The organism is Neisseria sp. HMSC061B04 (assembly GCF_001836705.1).
Classification (GTDB): Bacteria; Pseudomonadota; Gammaproteobacteria; order Burkholderiales; family Neisseriaceae; genus Neisseria.
This window is the reverse complement of the sequence record NZ_KV830205.1, coordinates 72,775-89,307: the sequence shown is the minus strand read 5'-3', so window position 1 is coordinate 89,307 and position 16,533 is coordinate 72,775. Positions and strand designations below refer to the sequence as shown.

12 protein-coding genes are annotated in these 16,533 nt (G+C 52.4%); 5 read left to right on the top strand and 7 right to left on the bottom strand.

All coding sequences use genetic code 11. The features are described from left to right. The first annotated feature begins 279 nt into the window (after positions 1-279). Positions 280-1,203, top strand: coding sequence for an RluA family pseudouridine synthase (locus HMPREF2661_RS08505; RefSeq protein ID WP_070823370.1), 924 nt, complete (start codon positions 280-282; stop codon positions 1,201-1,203). 70 nt (positions 1,204-1,273) lie between these two features. Here the strand turns inward: HMPREF2661_RS08505 and adhP are convergent, their stop codons facing one another. Next, entirely contained in the window at positions 1,274-2,317 is a 1,044-nt protein-coding gene (gene adhP / locus HMPREF2661_RS08500; RefSeq protein ID WP_084824324.1) for an alcohol dehydrogenase AdhP, read from the bottom strand. A gap of 340 nt (positions 2,318-2,657) precedes the next feature. On the opposite strand from adhP, the gene HMPREF2661_RS08495 reads away from it, so the two are divergent. Further along, the gene (locus HMPREF2661_RS08495) at positions 2,658-4,139 is read left to right on the top strand and encodes an aldehyde dehydrogenase family protein (protein ID WP_070823367.1); all 1,482 of its coding nucleotides are present in this window, start codon (positions 2,658-2,660) and stop codon (positions 4,137-4,139) included. Between the two features lie 94 nt (positions 4,140-4,233). Here the strand turns inward: HMPREF2661_RS08495 and HMPREF2661_RS08490 are convergent, their stop codons facing one another. The 4 genes from HMPREF2661_RS08490 to yjgA form a co-directional block, all read right to left on the bottom strand. After that, entirely contained in the window at positions 4,234-5,169 is a 936-nt protein-coding gene (locus HMPREF2661_RS08490) for a DMT family transporter (RefSeq protein WP_049322715.1), read from the bottom strand. Positions 5,170-5,186: 17 nt separating this feature from the next. Beyond that, positions 5,187-6,887, bottom strand: coding sequence for a single-stranded-DNA-specific exonuclease RecJ (gene recJ / locus HMPREF2661_RS08485; protein WP_070823365.1), 1,701 nt, complete (start codon positions 6,885-6,887; stop codon positions 5,187-5,189). Positions 6,888-6,989: 102 nt separating this feature from the next. After that, a complete protein-coding gene (locus HMPREF2661_RS08480; protein WP_070823363.1) occupies positions 6,990-7,700 on the bottom strand; it encodes a hypothetical protein in 711 nt (236 codons plus the stop codon). Between the two features lie 71 nt (positions 7,701-7,771). Next, on the bottom strand, positions 7,772-8,305 hold the full coding sequence (gene yjgA / locus HMPREF2661_RS08475; RefSeq protein WP_003745867.1) for a ribosome biogenesis factor YjgA: 534 nt from the start codon (positions 8,303-8,305) through the stop codon (positions 7,772-7,774). Positions 8,306-8,429: 124 nt separating this feature from the next. Here yjgA and pmbA point away from each other — a divergent pair, with 124 nt between their 5' ends. From pmbA to HMPREF2661_RS08460, 3 genes are all read left to right on the top strand, one after another. Then, positions 8,430-9,761 carry a metalloprotease PmbA gene (gene pmbA / locus HMPREF2661_RS08470; protein ID WP_070823361.1) on the top strand — a complete coding sequence of 444 codons (1,332 nt, stop codon included), beginning with the start codon at positions 8,430-8,432 and terminating at the stop codon, positions 9,759-9,761. Positions 9,762-9,848: 87 nt separating this feature from the next. Further along, positions 9,849-11,018 carry a glycosyltransferase gene (locus HMPREF2661_RS08465; protein ID WP_049322710.1) on the top strand — a complete coding sequence of 390 codons (1,170 nt, stop codon included), beginning with the start codon at positions 9,849-9,851 and terminating at the stop codon, positions 11,016-11,018. A gap of 154 nt (positions 11,019-11,172) precedes the next feature. Beyond that, the gene (locus HMPREF2661_RS08460; RefSeq protein WP_049322709.1) at positions 11,173-11,682 is read left to right on the top strand and encodes a cold-shock protein; all 510 of its coding nucleotides are present in this window, start codon (positions 11,173-11,175) and stop codon (positions 11,680-11,682) included. A gap of 93 nt (positions 11,683-11,775) precedes the next feature. Here the strand turns inward: HMPREF2661_RS08460 and smc are convergent, their stop codons facing one another. Continuing rightward, a complete protein-coding gene (gene smc, locus HMPREF2661_RS08455) occupies positions 11,776-15,261 on the bottom strand; it encodes a chromosome segregation protein SMC (RefSeq protein WP_070823359.1) in 3,486 nt (1,161 codons plus the stop codon). Positions 15,262-15,395: 134 nt separating this feature from the next. Next, the gene (locus HMPREF2661_RS08450) at positions 15,396-16,190 is read right to left on the bottom strand and encodes a thymidylate synthase (protein ID WP_036491762.1); all 795 of its coding nucleotides are present in this window, start codon (positions 16,188-16,190) and stop codon (positions 15,396-15,398) included. Positions 16,191-16,533: the final 343 nt, after the last annotated feature.

Genomic DNA, 16,533 nt, shown 5'->3' with positions numbered 1-16,533 from the left:
AAAATACGGCGGCGGTCATTAATGCGGTCATCGGCTTCATCGGGTTACCCTTCTTGGGACGGTAAAAGGCCATCTAAAAAACAGATTTCAGACGGCCTTAATTATAGCGGAAGTGATGTATAGGCAGACTTACAGACATACAAACGGCAACTTTCCACGCTGTACAAGCGCTTATGTTCGATAAACCATATAAACATCAGACATAAATGACAACCTGCGCATCTTCTTCATCCGGAACACCATCTGAAAAAATCCTAAAAACCGAGTACAATCCGCCGCATGAAAAAACGTACCAATCCCCTCCCCCTTTTAGACGGTGTCAAACCCAGCTACTTGGTCTTGCCTCACGAAAAGCAGTTTTACGGCTTGCCGCTGCTGCATTTTTTATGCGTTCATTTTCCCTTTGTCGGCGAAGAAAACTGGCGGCGACGGCTGAACAGCGGTTTTGTGGTGGGTTCGGATGGCGTGCCGTTTGATGAAAATACTTTGTTCGAACCCGGCAAGACGATGTTTTATTACCGTGAAACCAGCCGTGAGAGCGAGCCGCGTATTCCGTTTGATGAAAAAATTTTGCATATTGACGAGCATTTGCTTGTGGTGGACAAACCGCATTTTCTGCCTGTCATTCCCAGCGGCAGATTTTTGCGGGAAACGCTGCTCACGCGCCTGCGTTTGCGGCCTGAATTGCAGCATTTGAATGTTGAAGACATTACGCCGATTCATCGCTTGGACAAAGATACGGCAGGCGTTATGCTGCTTTCGCTCAACCCTGCCACGCGTCGCGATTATCAGACCATGTTCCAAGAAAAAACCGTCCAAAAAACTTATGAAGCGGTAGCGCCGACGCGGACGGATTTGGACTATCCTCTGCATATTTCATCACGAATGGAACGCAGCGAAAAATTCTTCCTCACGCGTGAAACGGAAGGCGAACCCAACGCCCATACGACCATCGAGCTTATCGAAAACCGCGGCGCATTCAGCCTCTACCGCCTCACGCCGCATACCGGGAAGAAACACCAGCTGCGCGTGCATATGATGAGTTTGAATATGCCGCTGATGAACGATGCGCTTTACCCTACTCCATTGGCGGCCGGTGATGAAGACTACGACAAACCTTTAAAACTTCTGGCTAAAAGAATAGAGTTCACCGATCCTGTCAGCGGAGAAATCCGCGTATTTGAAAGCGGTTTTGCGCTTTAAGTTATCCAATCCAATAAAAAAAGGCCGTCTGAAATTTTTCAGACGGCCTTTTTATTACGGAATCATTTGATTAGTGATGAATGCAGCTGCACTCTTTGTTCATATCAATTACCATACGGCCGGTAATTTTACCTTCGCGCATTTCTTGGAAGATGGCAGGCGCTTCATCCAAAGCACGCAATTCGACTTTAGGCACAACCAAGCCTTCTGCGCCGAATTGGAATGCTTCTTCCAAATCTTTGCGGGTACCGACCAAAGAGCCGACCACTTCGATGCCGTCCAATACCAAGCGTGGGATAGACAAGTCCATAGACTCAGGTGGCAAGCCGACTGCAACAACACGGCCGCCTGCGCGGACGCAGTTAACGCCTGAATTGAAGGCAGCAGCGGATACGGCTGTCACAACGGCTGCATGTGCGCCGCCGGTTTTCTCTTGGATGACTTGAGCCGCATCTTCTTTAGCGGCATTGATTACCAAATCCGCACCGATTTCTTTGGCAAAAGCCAGTTTGTCGTCGTTAACGTCAACGGCAACAACGTGCGCGCCAAATACTTTTTTCGCGTATTGAACCGCTAAATTGCCCAAACCGCCTGCGCCGTAAATCGCAATCCATTGGCCCGGACGGACGCCGGAAACTTTAATGGCTTTATAAGTGGTTACACCGGCACAAGTAATGCTGGAAGCTTGAGCAGGATCCAAACCTTCAGGGACTTTGACCGCGTAATCGGCACTCACGATACAGTGGGTTGCCATACCGCCGTCGGCAGTATAGCCTGCGTTCAATACAGAGCGGCACAAGGTTTCGCGGCCGGTATTACAGTATTCGCAAGAACCGCAGCTTTGGAACAGCCATGCAATGCTGACACGGTCGCCGACTTTCAGATTTTTCACACCGTCGGCAACTTCTTTAACCAAACCGATGCCTTCGTGTCCCAACACGCGACCCGGTTTGTCGCCGTAATCGCCTGCCGCAACATGCAAGTCGGTGTGGCACACGCCGCAATACTCGACTTCCACCAACGCCTCGCCGTATTCCAGCGGACGCAGTTCGCGTTCAACAACTTCTACATCACCTGCTACATCTTTGTTTACTACCACAGCATGCATTTTCATGGAGCGTCTCCTAGAGTGTCGAAAAAACTGTTTAGCTATAAATGAGAATACTCCCCATATTCGAAACCGTCAACCCATAATCTTTTTCAAAACAATGAGTTATGATGTTATACCATAACAAATCCTATTCAGGCCGTCTGAATCTTTAAATATATTAACAAATATACTTTCATTTCAATCAAATCCTTTATTTTTCAGACGGCCTGCTACATGAAACAACATTGCAAACGTAAATTTTGAGAACATTCTTATTTTTAGTACTTGAACCTAAAAAGAAAAAAGCATAAGCTGTTTTTATGGCGCAGAAACACGCCTTCCCATTCATTAAGGAGACAGCATTATGGCAAAAGATTTAAATGTGTTTGATAAAGAATACGGCCTTTTAATCAACGGCGAATGGACGAAAGGTAGCGAAGGCAAACTTTTATCCTCTTACAACCCTGCCAATGGCGATGAATTGGCCAAGTTCACAGACGCAACCGACGCCGATGTCGATGCTGCCGTGGCCGCTGCCCAAGAAGCGTTCAAAACATGGCGTAAAACCACGACTGCCGAACGCGCGGCCATTTTAAACAAAATCGCCGATGTGATTGACGAAAACGCCGAATTGTTCGCCCTGCAAGAAACCTTGGACAACGGCAAACCCATCCGCGAAACCCGCGCCGCCGACGTGCCTTTGGCTTCCGATCATTTCCGCTATTTCGCCAGCGTTATCCGCGGCGAAGAAGGCACGGCAACCCAACTTGATGCCGAAGACCTGTCCATCGTTTTGCGCGAACCGATCGGCGTTGTCGGCCAAATCATTCCTTGGAACTTCCCATTCTTGATGGCCGCATGGAAAATCGCTCCGGCATTGGCCGCAGGTTGTACCATCGTCATCCACCCTTCTTCCAGCACTTCATTGAGCCTGTTGTCCTTCGCTCAAAAAATCAACCACTTGCTGCCTAAAGGCGTGTTGAACGTGATTACCGGCCGCGGTTCCAAATCCGGCGAATACATGCTGCACCACAAAGGCTTCAACAAACTGGCCTTTACCGGCTCAACCGAAGTCGGCCGCCGCGTCGGCATCGCCGCCGCCGAATTGCTGATTCCGTCCACTTTGGAATTGGGCGGCAAATCCGCCAACATCTTCTTCGATGATATGCCTTTCGACAAAGCCCTCGAAGGCGCGCAAAAAGGTATCTTGTTCAACCAAGGCCAAGTGTGCTGCGCCGGTTCGCGCATTTTTGTACAAGAAGGCATTTACGACAAATTCGTCAATGCTTTGGCTGAAGAATTCAAAAAAATCAAAGTCGGCCTGCCTTGGGAAGACGACACCCAAATGGGTTCGCAAGTCAATGCCGGTCAACTCGAGACCATTTTGAAATACGTCAAAATCGGCGAACAGGAAGGCTGCCGTATCATTACCGGCGGTAAAAAAATCGAAGGCGACTTGGGCAAAGGCGAATTTGTCGAGCCTACTTTGATTGAGGCCAGCAGCAACGAAGCCCGCGTTGCCCAAGAAGAAATCTTCGGCCCGGTTGCCACCGTGATTAAATTCAAAACCGAAGAAGAAGTCATCAAAATGGCCAACGACAGCGAATACGGATTGGGCGGCGCAGTGTGGAGTACCGACATCAACCGCTGCCTGCGCGTTTCCAACGCATTGGAAACCGGCCGCGTTTGGGTAAACTGCTACAACCGCCTGCCTGCCGGCGCACCGTTTGGCGGCTACAAAACTTCAGGTATCGGCCGCGAAACCCACAAAATGATGCTCGCCGCCTACACCCAAGTGAAAAACATCTACATCAGCACCCGTGAAGAGCGCGAAGGCTTCTATTGATTCGGCAATTCACATTAATCTGATTTAGAAAATATAAAGGCCGTCTGAAACCTGTTTCAGACGGCCTTGTTTATTCCGTTTCGCAATAAATGCTTCATATCTTTCTCAAAAAAAGCCCCATCACTTTCTCTCCGGCCACAGCCAGCAAGGCTCCTGCCACAACCACCATGGCACCCACATAGCTGACGATATTCATATCCGAAGCGGCAAAATAATCAGGGGCGAGATAATGGCCGATGGTGGAAAATATCATGGTAAATACGGGTATCAGCGTGGTAACAATACTGACTTTTGAAGCGTCCCAATGGTTGAGCGCTTCGCCGAATGAACCGTAGCCGATCAGCGTGTTCAAGCAACAATAAATAAAGCAGCCCCATAAAAACGGATTGCCGATATGGGCGATTTGCGACGGTTCGGCAAACGGCAGGAAAACAAAGCTGCTGCAAAAATAAATCATGAGCAGGATTTGTTGCGAATTGAAATGTTTGGACAAAAGTTTTTGCGCCACGCCGTAGCACACCCAAATCATGCTGCCCGAAGCCGCCATGATTACCCCGACCGCGTAGCTGCCCAAATTGAAAAGTTCGCCGAATTTGTCGTTGAAAAACATGACCAAACCCGTCAGCAAAAGCATCAAGCCGATTTTTTGCCAGCGCGTAAAGGCTTCTTTAAACACGCCAACGCCGACCAAAATCATGGTAAAGGGCGAGAGCTGCCACAACACCTGCGTGGTTGTCGGCGAAATATAGTGCAAACCCATGGCAACAAGCACAAAGTTGGCGGAAATGCCGACAATGCCCAGCACCAATAAAAATAAGGTTTGCTTGGAAAATTCAGACGGCCTCGGCAGTTTGCCGGTCAGTCCCAACAACGCAAACAACACCAGCGAAGCCACTAAAAAGCGTATCCACACCAGCGTGGGCGCATCGACGGCTTTTAAGGCCTGTTGCGCCGCTACCGGCAGCGATCCCCAAGTCATGGTGGCAAGCAGCGCCAAAGAAAAGCCAAGCCAAGTTTTTTGTTTCTTCATCTTCAGACGGCCTTTATTTACGCGGCTTCCCAGTAGTCGATATAAAGCTGCAATTCGAGATTATTCCGCCATTCGTTGGCAACGGGGCGGTACACCGTGCGGATGTATTCGGGAATGTCTTCGCTGCAACGCCAGAACATGGCTTCAAATTCGTAGCCGTCTTTTTGCAGCCAGACTTTTTTGTGTTTGCCCTCCGCGCCCAAAGGCTGCTGGCGGATGACGTGAAATTCGTCGGTAAAACTCGGCGGCGCAAAGCCCTGCCCCCAAACGTGCCGGGCAAGGTTCTGCGCCTGTTCCAGCGTAATATCGCGGGCAGGCAGGCTGCCGTCGGTGATGAAGGTTTGCGACAAATCGTCTTCGCACACCATCTCGCACACGGCTTCTTCAAAGGCCGTCTGAAACGCGGGAATATTGTGTTCAAGTATGCTCAAACCCGCCGCCATTGCGTGTCCGCCAAATTTCAAAATCAAATCGGGATGGCGCTTGGATACCAAGTCCAAAGCATCACGCAAGTGCAGATTGGGAATGGAGCGTCCCGAACCGCGCACTTCGCCATTGTCGGCAGGCGCAAACACGATGGTTGGACGATAAAAACGGTCTTTGAGGCGGCTGGCAACAATGCCGACCACGCCTTGATGAAAGTCGTCGCGATACGCCACCAAAGTCGTCTGCCCTGGAGGCAAGGTTTCAGGAAAATCATTCAGCGCGTCTTGCAGCATAGACTGCTCGATTTCGCGGCGTTCGATATTGAGGTTATTTAACTGGGCCGCCAGTTCCTGCGCTTCGTCATCATCTCGCGCCAACAGGCAGGCAATGCCGACCGACATATCGTCCAGCCGTCCGGCGGCGTTAATGCGCGGCCCCAACGCAAAGCCCATATCAAACGGCTGCGCCTTGCGCCAGTCGCGCCGCGCCACTTCAAATAAAGCGCGGATACCGGGGCGCATTTTGCCCGAACGCATCCGTTTCAAACCTTGCGACACGAGGATGCGGTTGTTGTGGTCGAGGGAGACGACGTCGGCGACGGTACCGAGTGCGACCAAATCCAAAAGGTCGCCCAGATTCGGCTCTTTTAGGCCGTCTGAAAAATAATTGCGGCGGCGCAGTTCGGCACGCAAAGCCATTAATACATAGAAAATCACGCCCACGCCCGCCAAACTTTTGCTGGGAAAGCCGCAGCCTTTTTGGTTCGGATTGACGATGATGCAGTCGGGCACGGTCTCGGCAGGCAGATGGTGGTCGGTCACAATCACGTCCAAACCCAACTCCTGCGCACGCGCCACGCCTGCAAAGCTGGCGATCCCGTTATCCACCGTCACCAATAAATCCATGCCTTGCTCGGCAGCGATTTCAGCCAGCTCGGGCGTTAAGCCGTAGCCGTGTTCAAAGCGGTTGGGCACGAGAAAATCCACTTTCGCCCCCATCGCCGCCAAACCGCTCATACCGACGGAACACGCCGTCGCGCCGTCTGCATCATAGTCGGCGACAATCAGGATTTTTTCCTGACGCTCAATCGCATCCGCCAAACGGCCGGCGGCGGCTTCGCAGTTTGTCAGCGTTTGATACGGCAAAAGAGCCGCAAGCTTGTCGTCCAACTCGGCCGGACTTTGCACATCACGCGCAGCACACAGCCGTGCAATCAAAGGATCGGTACCGGCAGTAAGTAAGTCGTTAAAAACAGTCGGATTAATGGAACGTGTTTGGATTTTTACGGACATGGTGTGTGGGTTTTAAAGAGAGAAAATTAATATTTTTGAAGCGTGTATTTTAAGGAGGAAGCCATCTGAAACCTGCAATCCGTTTTCAGACGGCCTTGGATATTATTTGCGTGAAGCATCGATAATTTCACTGACTACGACATAGGGGACTGCTATCACTGCGCCGACTGCGTCCAAAGCCAATGTGAATGGTGTTTGCAGGATATTCTCCGTCAACTTCTGAACGTCGGTGCTTTTTTTGGTTTCCGTATAATAAATTCTGACCGGGACGGCAGTATCAAAACGGCGGTCTTCGGCAACATTTTTCGGCGTTGCGTAATAATGACCTTCGGTAGAAATACACCGTGTGTAGACAGTTTCGTCATCGAGTTCGACCGGCTTGAACGCCAGCTGTTTCAACTTGGCAATCTCGGCGGCTTTTTGAGTATCGTAACGCAGGCAGAATTTTGAACGGAAAGTTTGCGCTTCAGGGGATTTCAATTCGACCGGCAAAGCCTCATACGCATATCTTGGGTTTTGCTGAACCATTTGAAACTGTTTGTCCAATTTAACATCCAAGACCGCCTTCAACTTGGCCGAATCTTTAGGATTAACGACAAACCAATATTTTTTGCCCATCATGACCAAGCTGCCTGTTTCCAATTGCGTATTGTCTTTGGCAACCACGCCAAATGCGTGAATCTTGTCTTTGGCAACGGTTTTTTCGGTTGTGGTTTTATGGAACGGGTTATTCCCTCCCCAAAGAAAAGCAGTACAACCATTCAGGGTTAGTGCACTGATTAACAAAGCAGGTACAAAGTGGCGAAATTTCATGGTCATCCTCCTTCGGTATTACGATACAGGCCGTCTGAAAACCGCAATCCGTTTTCAGACGGCCTTAAGATTTATTCCTCCCAATCCTGCCCTTCTTCTGAAGCATCGGATTGACCGGCCTCCATCACTGCTTTAATTTCTTGGAACAGCGCGCGGAAGTTTTTCGGCGGTTTGTTTTGTTCCTGCTCTTTTTTGGTGTTGCGGATCAAGGTGCGCAATTTACCGGCGTCGGCCTGCGGAAAATCGGCCATAAATTGGGTAATCGCGCCATCGTCTGCCAACAGTCGGGTACGCGCCTGCTCGACACGTTGTAAAAAGGCATTGTGTGCCGCATTGTCGCCGCGCAGTTTGGCCAAATAGGCTTCGATGGGCGCGGGGTCGGTATCGCGCATCAGGCGGCCGATAAATTGGGCTTGGCGTTTGAGCGCGCTGTTGGACGTGATTTTTTTATAGGTGGCGATGGCTTCAAACAAATCTTCGTCCAAGCCGATTTTTTTCAGCGTATCGCTGGAGAGCTTGGTCAATTCCATACCCAAAGCCTGCAAATCGTTCATTTGCTTTTTCATTTGGGTTTTGCTGACCCATTCGTCTTCTTGTTCAAACATTGTGTTTACCTGATTTTCTGAATCTGCCTATTTTATCAGTTTTCAGACGGCCTTTCCGTGCGATTTTTGCAGTGGCCGTCTGAAACGGTTAAAATGCCGCAAAACCCTGTCAGGAAACCTTTTTATGCTGTTTAACCACACACCGGACGAGCTGTTGCGCTTGTGCGGACACACGCTGGATTTGGCCAAACAATCCGGCGCCACCTCGGCCGAAGCCGATTTCAGCGAGTCGCTCGGCCAAAGCGTCAGCGTGCGCTTGGGCGAAATCGAACAAATCGAGTTCCAACAAGACAAATCTTTAGACATTACGGTCTATGTCGGCCAACGCAAAGGCCGCGCCAGCACTGCCGACTTCTCCGAACGCGCCCTGCAAGATACGGTCAAAGCCGCCATTGATATTGCGCGCTATACCGCCGAAGACGATTGCGCCGGCCTTGCCGACGCTGCCTTGATGGCAACCCATATCGGCGACCTCGACCGCTACCACGAATGGGATTTGAGTACCGAATCCGCCATCGATTTGGCCAAGCAATGCGAACAGGCCGCGCTGTCAACGGACAAACGCATTGAAAATTCGGAAGGCGCATCGGTTCATACCGGCCATTACCAATACGTTTACGGCAACACCCACGGCTTTGCCGCACACCAGCAAAGCACGCACCACAGCATTTCTTGCAGCGTGGTCGCCAGCGACGAACACGGCATGCAGCGCGACTATTGGTACGATTCTTCCTGCCGTCACGAAGACATGGACGCGCCCGAACTCATCGGCCAAACCGCAGCCGAACGGACTTTACGCCGTCTGAACAGCCGCAGCGTTCCGACCGGCAGCTATCCCGTACTGTTCGACACCACTGTCGCCGTCGGCTTAATCGGCCACCTTATCGGCGCACTCAGCGGCGGCGCGCTCTACCGCCAAAGCAGCTTCCTGATTGACAGCATCGGCAAACAGGTGCTGCCCGAATTTCTCAGCCTTCGTGAAGAGCCGCATATCCTGCGCTCGTTCCGCAGCACTTATTTCGATGCCGAAGGCGTCGCCACGCAGCCGCGTTTTGTGGTGAAAGACGGCATAGTCGAAGGCTATTTCCTCAGCAGTTACAGCGCGAAAAAACTCGGTATGCAGACAACGGGCAACGCCGGCGGCGCGCACAATCTGTATCTGAACCACACCCACGCCACGCAGGCCGACCTGTTGAAAGAAATGGGGACAGGTTTGCTGGTTACCGAATTGATGGGACAAGGCGTCAACACCATTACCGGCGACTACTCGCGCGGCGCGGCCGGATTTTGGGTGGAAAACGGCGTCATTGCCTATCCGGTTCAGGAAATCACCATTGCAGGACGTTTGCAGGATATGTACCGCGACATCATCGGCGTGGCAGACGACGCATTACGCCGTTCGTCCAACCAAATCGGCTCCGTCTTGGTTTCCAAAATGACGGTTGCCGGCAACTGATTGAACTAAATATACAAAAGGCCGTCTGAAAGATATCTTTTCTTTTCAGACGGCCTCGCCGTTATCTACTTCCATAAAAAACACATCATGCATATTGTCGTCATCCCCTCTTGGTACCCCTCTTCCGAAACCGACGTGGACGGAATCTTTTTCCGCCTCCAAGCCCAAGCCCTGCAACGCGAAGGCATGAAAATCGGCATGGTCGTTCCCATGTTCCGCTACTTGAGAAGCCAGCCGAAAACCATTTTCTCGCGCTTCTACGGCCTGCGCCGCCATCAGCAAGGCGGACTCAACACTTACGCCTACGACAGCATGTATTTCTTCCCGCGCTGCCCGGTTGTCGATATCGACCGCATCCGCTGGGTCAACGCAGGCATGAAAGCTTTTGAAGCCTACATCGCCGACAACGGCAAACCCGACGTAATTCACGCCCATTGCGTCAACTACGCCGCCATTTTGGCCTGCGCCATCTTCAAAAAATACGGCATTCCCTACGTCATTACCGAACACAGCAGCGCCATTTCACGCGGCCTTGTCCGCAAAAACCAATGGCCGTCCATGCATGAAGCCGTGCGCCACAGTGCGGCACGGTTCGCCGTCAGCCGTGATTTCTGCCGCATTCTCGAAAAAACCTACGCCGGTACAGACTGGCAATACCTGCCCAATATGCTAGGCGGCAATTTTGAACAGGATTTCGAGTTCCCCGAAAAAAACCATCAAGACTTCACCTTCTGCAGCGTCTCCCACCTGCGCCACCTCAAAGGCCACGACCTGCTCCTGCCTGCCTTTGCCGAAGCACTCAAAACCTATCCGCAGCTCAAACTCAAAATCGGCGGCGGCGGTGCAGAAGAAGGCCGTCTGAAACAACTGGCAAGCGACTTGGACATCAACCACGCCGTTACCTTTACCGGCGCATTGACCACCGACCAAACCCTAGACCTCATGCGCCACAGCAACGCATTCGTCCTCGCCAGCCGTACCGAGACCTTCGGCGTCGTCTATATCGAAGCACTGTCGCAAGGTTTGCCCGTTATCGCCACACGCTGCGGCGGCCCCGAATCCATCGTCACTTCCGACAACGGCCTGCTGGTGCCAATCGAAAACATACCAGAACTGACCAAAGCATTGCTCACCCTATACGAAAACCATGCACACTACGATCCCGTCCGCTTGCGCCAAGATTGCCTGCAACAATTCGGCAGCCGAGCCATTGCGCAACACCTGATCGACACCTTCCAAAAAGTGCTTAACAAATAGGCATAAACCATGCAGGCCGTCTGAAATCCTTCAGACGGCCCACCTTCTTCCAACAAGACAAATCTAGTGTAAAATTAAGACAATAACTAAACTTTTTGATTTAAAATCAGTCAAAAGAAAAACTGTTACCTATAATAATATCCCCACATACATTATGCGCTATTACGGAACGATTACTCGCTGGAACAGCAAGCGCGGCTTCGGCGCCGCTACCATAGAAGACACAGGCCAAGAAATCTTTCTTGCCCTTGCCGCCTTTACCACCCTTACCCGCCTACCGGCTGAAGGGCAACACATCTCCTTCAACATCACAGAAGGCCGGCGCGGCCGCAAAGAAGCCGAAAACGTCTGCTTCGCCCTCGATTGCGCCGACTGCTTCGATGTCCTCGTCCCTCCCCCCGAAAAACCCCTCGCCGGCAAACAAGCCATCGTCGGCCTGATTGCCGTGATCTTCGTCTGCAGCATTTTCGCCGCCTTGTGGTATGGCCTCCACTTTTCCGACAACACACCAAAAGAACCTGCCGTCAAAAAACAAGAAACCATGGTTCACGAAGTCGCCGCCAAAATCGAAGCCGAACGCAAAGCATGGCGCGATGCCGTCAATGGCAGCAACCAACGCTCGGGGCAGCCTCAACGCGCCAAAGATAATACGTCAAAACAATAACGCTTTATCCAATACAAAAAGGCCGTCTGAAAAAATGGGAAGATGAAATGATAGATTTCTTCCTCATTCTTTCAGACAGCCTTTATTCTTACCTCAATTCGGCTCAGCCATTTCTAACGCCTGTTTAATGTCCACGGCGACGACGCGTGATACGCCTTTTTCCTGCATGGTTACGCCGACGAGCTGCTCTGCCATTTCCATGGTCAGGCGGTTGTGGGAGATGTAGAGAAACTGGGTTTGCGCCGACATTTCTTTGACCAGGTTGCAGAAACGCGAGGTGTTGGCGTCGTCCAGCGGGGCATCGACTTCGTCCAGAAGGCAGAAGGGGGCGGGGTTGAGGCTGAACAGGGCGAACACGAGGCTCATGGCGGTGAGGGCTTTTTCGCCGCCGGAGAGGAGGTGGATGGTGCTGTTTTTCTTGCCGGGCGGGCGCGCCATGATAGACACGCCGGCGGTCAGGAGGTCGTCGCCTATCATTTTGAGGGTGGCTTCGCCGCCACCGAACAGGGTGGGGAAGAAGGTTTGGACTTTGCCGTTGACGGCGTCGAAGGTTTCTTTGAAACGCTCTTTGGTCTTGTCGTCGATTTGGGCGATGGCTTCTTCCAAAAGGGAGATGGCGGCCTGCACGTCTTCGCTTTGGCTACGGTAGTAGCCGTCGCGTTCGCGAGCTTCTTCGAGTTCTTGCAGGGCGGCGAGGTTGACGGCGCCGAGGGCTTCGATTTGCTGGGTGAGGCTGCCGATGCTGCTGTTCAACACTTTCGGCGATTCTTTCGCCAACGCTTCGAGCGCGTCCAAATCGGCGGCGCGTTCGGTCAGGTTTTGATGGTAGCGTTTAGCGTTAATCAGGGCTTCCTGCTGCTGCAACAAGGCGGTTTGGGTGGCTGCCTGAAGCTGCGGCAGCTTGGTTTGCAGGCTTTGTACGCGGGCGTATTGCTCCCTGCCCTGCTCCTGAATCTGCGCGAGTTTTTCCTGCGCTGCGATGTATTCTTCGTCCAGCGTGTGCACGGCTTCGGTCAGCTCGTCGAGCTTGATGTGCTGCTCGTCGTTTTGGAACTCGGTTTCATAGGCGAGGGCAAGTTCTTGCTGGCGTTCCTGCCAGTCCAGGGTTTGCTGTTCGAGCCGGGCGATTTGCTGCTGGTAGTTTTGTTTTTGCTGGTTGAGCTTATGGACGGCAACTTCAGCCAGCCCGTATTGGCGGTTGGCTTCCAACAGGGCAAGCTGCGCCTGTTTCAGACGGCCTTGTTGCTCTTGGCGGCTGTGCGCGGCGGTTTGCTGCTGGTGTTCGAGTTCGGCGGCAGCTTCCTGCAAAGTAGCGATGTCGTCTGCGAGGCCGTCCGACATGTGTTGCAACACGGTCTGCTCTTCCGCCAACTGCGCCAGTTCGCGCTCGATGTGTTCGCGGCGGATTTGCCCTTGGTTGGTGCGCGCCAGAAGTTCGGCGGCGCGTTGCTGCGCCTGGCTGTACTGGCGCGTGTGCTGCTGTTGCTGCTGCATCAGATTTTTATGTTGCACTTCGGATGAGCGCACGGCGGCCTCCGCCTGTTTGAACGCGGCTTCGGCGGCGGAAAGTTTGGGGGCGAGGTTTTCCAGTTCGGACGCGATGCCGTCAAGACGCGCTTTTTGGGCAATCAGGCTTTCCTGCGCGGGTTTGGCATAGAGCAGGACGCTAACTTTGTCGACCTGATGGCCTTCGGGCGTGAGCCAGATTTGGTGTGCGCCCAAATCGTTTTGATGCGCGAGGGCGTAGCTCAAATCGGGCGCGCACAATACGCCGTCGAGCCAGTGGTGCAATGCCGTCTGAAACGGCGGCTGCGCTTGGATTTGGTTCAGTAATGCCTGTACGGGCAGGGATTTTTTGATGCCGCCGGAGAGGTCGTCTGAAAGCCATGCCGCCTGCCCCTGCGGCAACGGCGCGGGCGGCACGAAGCCGTGCGGCACGGCGCGGGCGTGCAGGCGTTCGGCAAGGATGACGGACAAGGCGTGCTGCCACTCGGCGGGCGCGGTGATGTGTTGCCATAGCTGCGGCGCGGCGGCGTGGTCGGTTGCCTGCCAGAAGTCGGTGGCTTCCTGCTGTTGCGACAGGATTTGCGACAACGCCTGCTGCTGAGCCTGCAAGGTGATGTGTCGCTGCTTCAGGTTTTGGAAGCGGCTTGAGGCCGTCTGAAACGTCTCGCGGGCGGCGTGTAAGGCTTCTTCGGCGGCAATAATTTGTTCTTCGTAATGCTCTTGCTGGCTTTGCAACAAGGCGGCGGCTTCCTGCACAGCGGCGGTTTCGGCTTCGTCGGGCAGGTTCAGGGCTTGGTTTTCCTGTTTCAGACGACCTTTGCGCTCTTCGTGCTTGGCAACGGTTTGTTCGGCATGGGCAAGCTGCTGCTGCTTCAACGCCAGTTCGCGGCGGATGCGGTTTGCCTCGTCCTGCTGGGTTTGGAAGGCGGCGTTGAGCGTGGCTTGGGCTTCTTCCAATTCAGGCAGACGCTCTTCGTGTTCGGCAACCTGCATCGCCCATTCCGCCAATTCGGTTTGCTTTTCTTCGGCCTGCAACTCGTTTTCTTCAAGCTGCACGCGGATTTGCTGCTGCTCCTGATGGATACGTTGCAACTGCGCCTGCGCCGCCTGCTTGTCGCGTTCGATGCGTTGGTGCAAGTTTTGCTGATGGCGGATTTGTTCTTCCAAACGGGCAATCTGCTCGCGCAACACGCCACACTTGTTGCTCAATTCGTGCACCGCCTGCTGCTGCGACTGTTCGGCGGTCTGCAAGGCGTGTACTTCGTCATTTAACGCCTGAACCTGCGCGGCGGTTTCGTCCTGCTGCGCCTGCAAAGACTGATGCTGCACGGTCGCTTTGTCGGCGGCGGCAAGCGATTGCTGCCATTGGGCGTAATCGAGCAAATCCTGCTGGCGGTTCAACTGCGCGGTCAGGGATTTGTAGCGTTCGGCGGTTTCGGCTTGTTTTTCCAGCTTTTCCACCTGACGCGCCAACTCGTTCTGCAAATCGCCCAAACGCTGCAAATGCTCGCGCGTGTCTTTCAGACGGCCTTCCGTCTCCTTGCGGCGTTCCTTATATTTGGACACGCCCGCCGCTTCCTCGATATAGGCGCGCAACTCCTCCGGCCGCGCTTCGATGATGCGCGAAATCATCCCCTGCTCGATAACGGCATAACCGCGCGCGCCCACGCCCGTACCCAGAAACAAATCGGTAATGTCGCGGCGGCGCACGGTCTGATTGTTGATGAAATAAGTCGATTCGCCCTGACGCGTCAGCTGCCGCTTGATGCTCACCTCGGCATACTGCCCCCACGCGCCCTGCAAACTGTGGTCGCTGTTGTCAAACACCAGCTCCACCGAAGCCCTCGGCGCAGGACGGCGCGTTGCCGCACCGTTAAAAATCACGTCCTGCATACTCTCGCCGCGAAGCTGCTTCGCCGAAGCCTCGCCCAACACCCAGCGCACCGCGTCAATCACATTCGACTTGCCGCAGCCGTTCGGCCCGATAACCGCAACAAGCTGCCCCGGCACATGAATCGTGGTCGGGTCGGTAAAAGATTTGAAGCCGGAGAGTTTGATGTGGGTCAGGCGCATGGCAATGTTTCGAATCGGAAAAGAAGGCGTATTTTAACGGAAATACGCTGATTCGTTGAGAGAAAATCTGACGATTCAAATCAAATAAAAAGGCCGTCTGAACTTTCAGACGGCCTTTTGTTTTTTAACTTGGATTACACCGATACTGCTGCTTTGATGTGCGGATGCGGATCATAGCCTTCCAACTCGAAGTCTTCAAATTTGAAGGCAAACAAGTCTTTGACTTCAGGGTTGATTTTCATGGTCGGCAGGCTTCGGAAATCGCGGCTTAATTGCAGTCGGGCCTGCTCGATATGGTTGCTGTACAAATGGGCATCGCCAAACGTATGGATAAACTCACCGGCTTCCAGTCCGCATACTTGCGCCATCATCATGGTCAACAATGCGTAGCTGGCGATGTTGAACGGTACGCCAAGGAAAATATCGGCGCTGCGTTGGTAAAGCTGGCAGGACAGTTTGCCGTTGGCAACGTAAAACTGAAACAGCGCGTGGCAAGGCGGCAAGGCCATTTCGTCGACCAAAGCGGGATTCCATGCGGACACAATCAGGCGGCGCGAGTCGGGATTTTTCTTGATTTGTTCCACCACATTGGCAATTTGGTCGATATGGCGGCCGTCGGGTGCGGGCCAGCTGCGCCATTGGTAGCCGTAAACCGGGCCTAAATCGCCGTTTTCGTCCGCCCATTCGTCCCAAATGGAAACGTTGTTGTCTTTCAGATATTTGATGTTGGTATCGCCTTTGAGAAACCAAAGCAGCTCATGAATAATCGAGCGAAGATGCAATTTTTTGGTAGTCAACAGCGGAAAGCCTTCACTCAAATCAAAACGCATTTGGTAACCGAATACAGAACGCGTACCGGTGCCGGTACGGTCGGATTTGTCGATGCCATTGTCGAGAACATGGCGCATAAGGTCGTGATAGGCTTTCATGGGTTTCCTTAATGTATGTGTTGTGGGAATTTGATGCGTATTGTACCGAATTTTCAGACGGCCTGCCTCTCTGTCTGCAATGGACCAACCCTTCCTCTAGGCTTAGTGTATATCCGTTAATAATGTTGACAATTTAGCATTTATTTACAAGAAATTTTGAGCCAAATAAAATTTTTACAAAAAAATTTTGAAATTTTCTAGTTTAATTACTTAGAACTTTATGGCTTATTATTTTTAATATATGAAATATAATCAATAATTTTCAATAATTCTAAAAATATAATTCTAATTTTACAAATTGGTAAAAAAATAATGTCAACAATCCTGCTAAAATTTTTCTTGG

Coding starts and splice junctions, on each gene's coding strand:
- smc (WP_070823359.1), bottom strand. CDS start 15,261: ATGCGCCTGACCCACATCAAACTCTCCGGCTTCAAATCTTTTACCGAC.
- HMPREF2661_RS08480 (WP_070823363.1), bottom strand. CDS start 7,700: ATGAAATTTCGCCACTTTGTACCTGCTTTGTTAATCAGTGCACTAACC.
- HMPREF2661_RS08505 (WP_070823370.1), top strand. CDS start 280: ATGAAAAAACGTACCAATCCCCTCCCCCTTTTAGACGGTGTCAAACCC.
- recJ (WP_070823365.1), bottom strand. CDS start 6,887: ATGTCCGTAAAAATCCAAACACGTTCCATTAATCCGACTGTTTTTAAC.
- HMPREF2661_RS08495 (WP_070823367.1), top strand. CDS start 2,658: ATGGCAAAAGATTTAAATGTGTTTGATAAAGAATACGGCCTTTTAATC.
- yjgA (WP_003745867.1), bottom strand. CDS start 8,305: ATGTTTGAACAAGAAGACGAATGGGTCAGCAAAACCCAAATGAAAAAG.
- adhP (WP_084824324.1), bottom strand. CDS start 2,317: ATGAAAATGCATGCTGTGGTAGTAAACAAAGATGTAGCAGGTGATGTA.
- HMPREF2661_RS08450 (WP_036491762.1), bottom strand. CDS start 16,190: ATGAAAGCCTATCACGACCTTATGCGCCATGTTCTCGACAATGGCATC.
- HMPREF2661_RS08490 (WP_049322715.1), bottom strand. CDS start 5,169: ATGAAGAAACAAAAAACTTGGCTTGGCTTTTCTTTGGCGCTGCTTGCC.
- HMPREF2661_RS08465 (WP_049322710.1), top strand. CDS start 9,849: ATGCATATTGTCGTCATCCCCTCTTGGTACCCCTCTTCCGAAACCGAC.
- HMPREF2661_RS08460 (WP_049322709.1), top strand. CDS start 11,173: ATGCGCTATTACGGAACGATTACTCGCTGGAACAGCAAGCGCGGCTTC.
- pmbA (WP_070823361.1), top strand. CDS start 8,430: ATGCTGTTTAACCACACACCGGACGAGCTGTTGCGCTTGTGCGGACAC.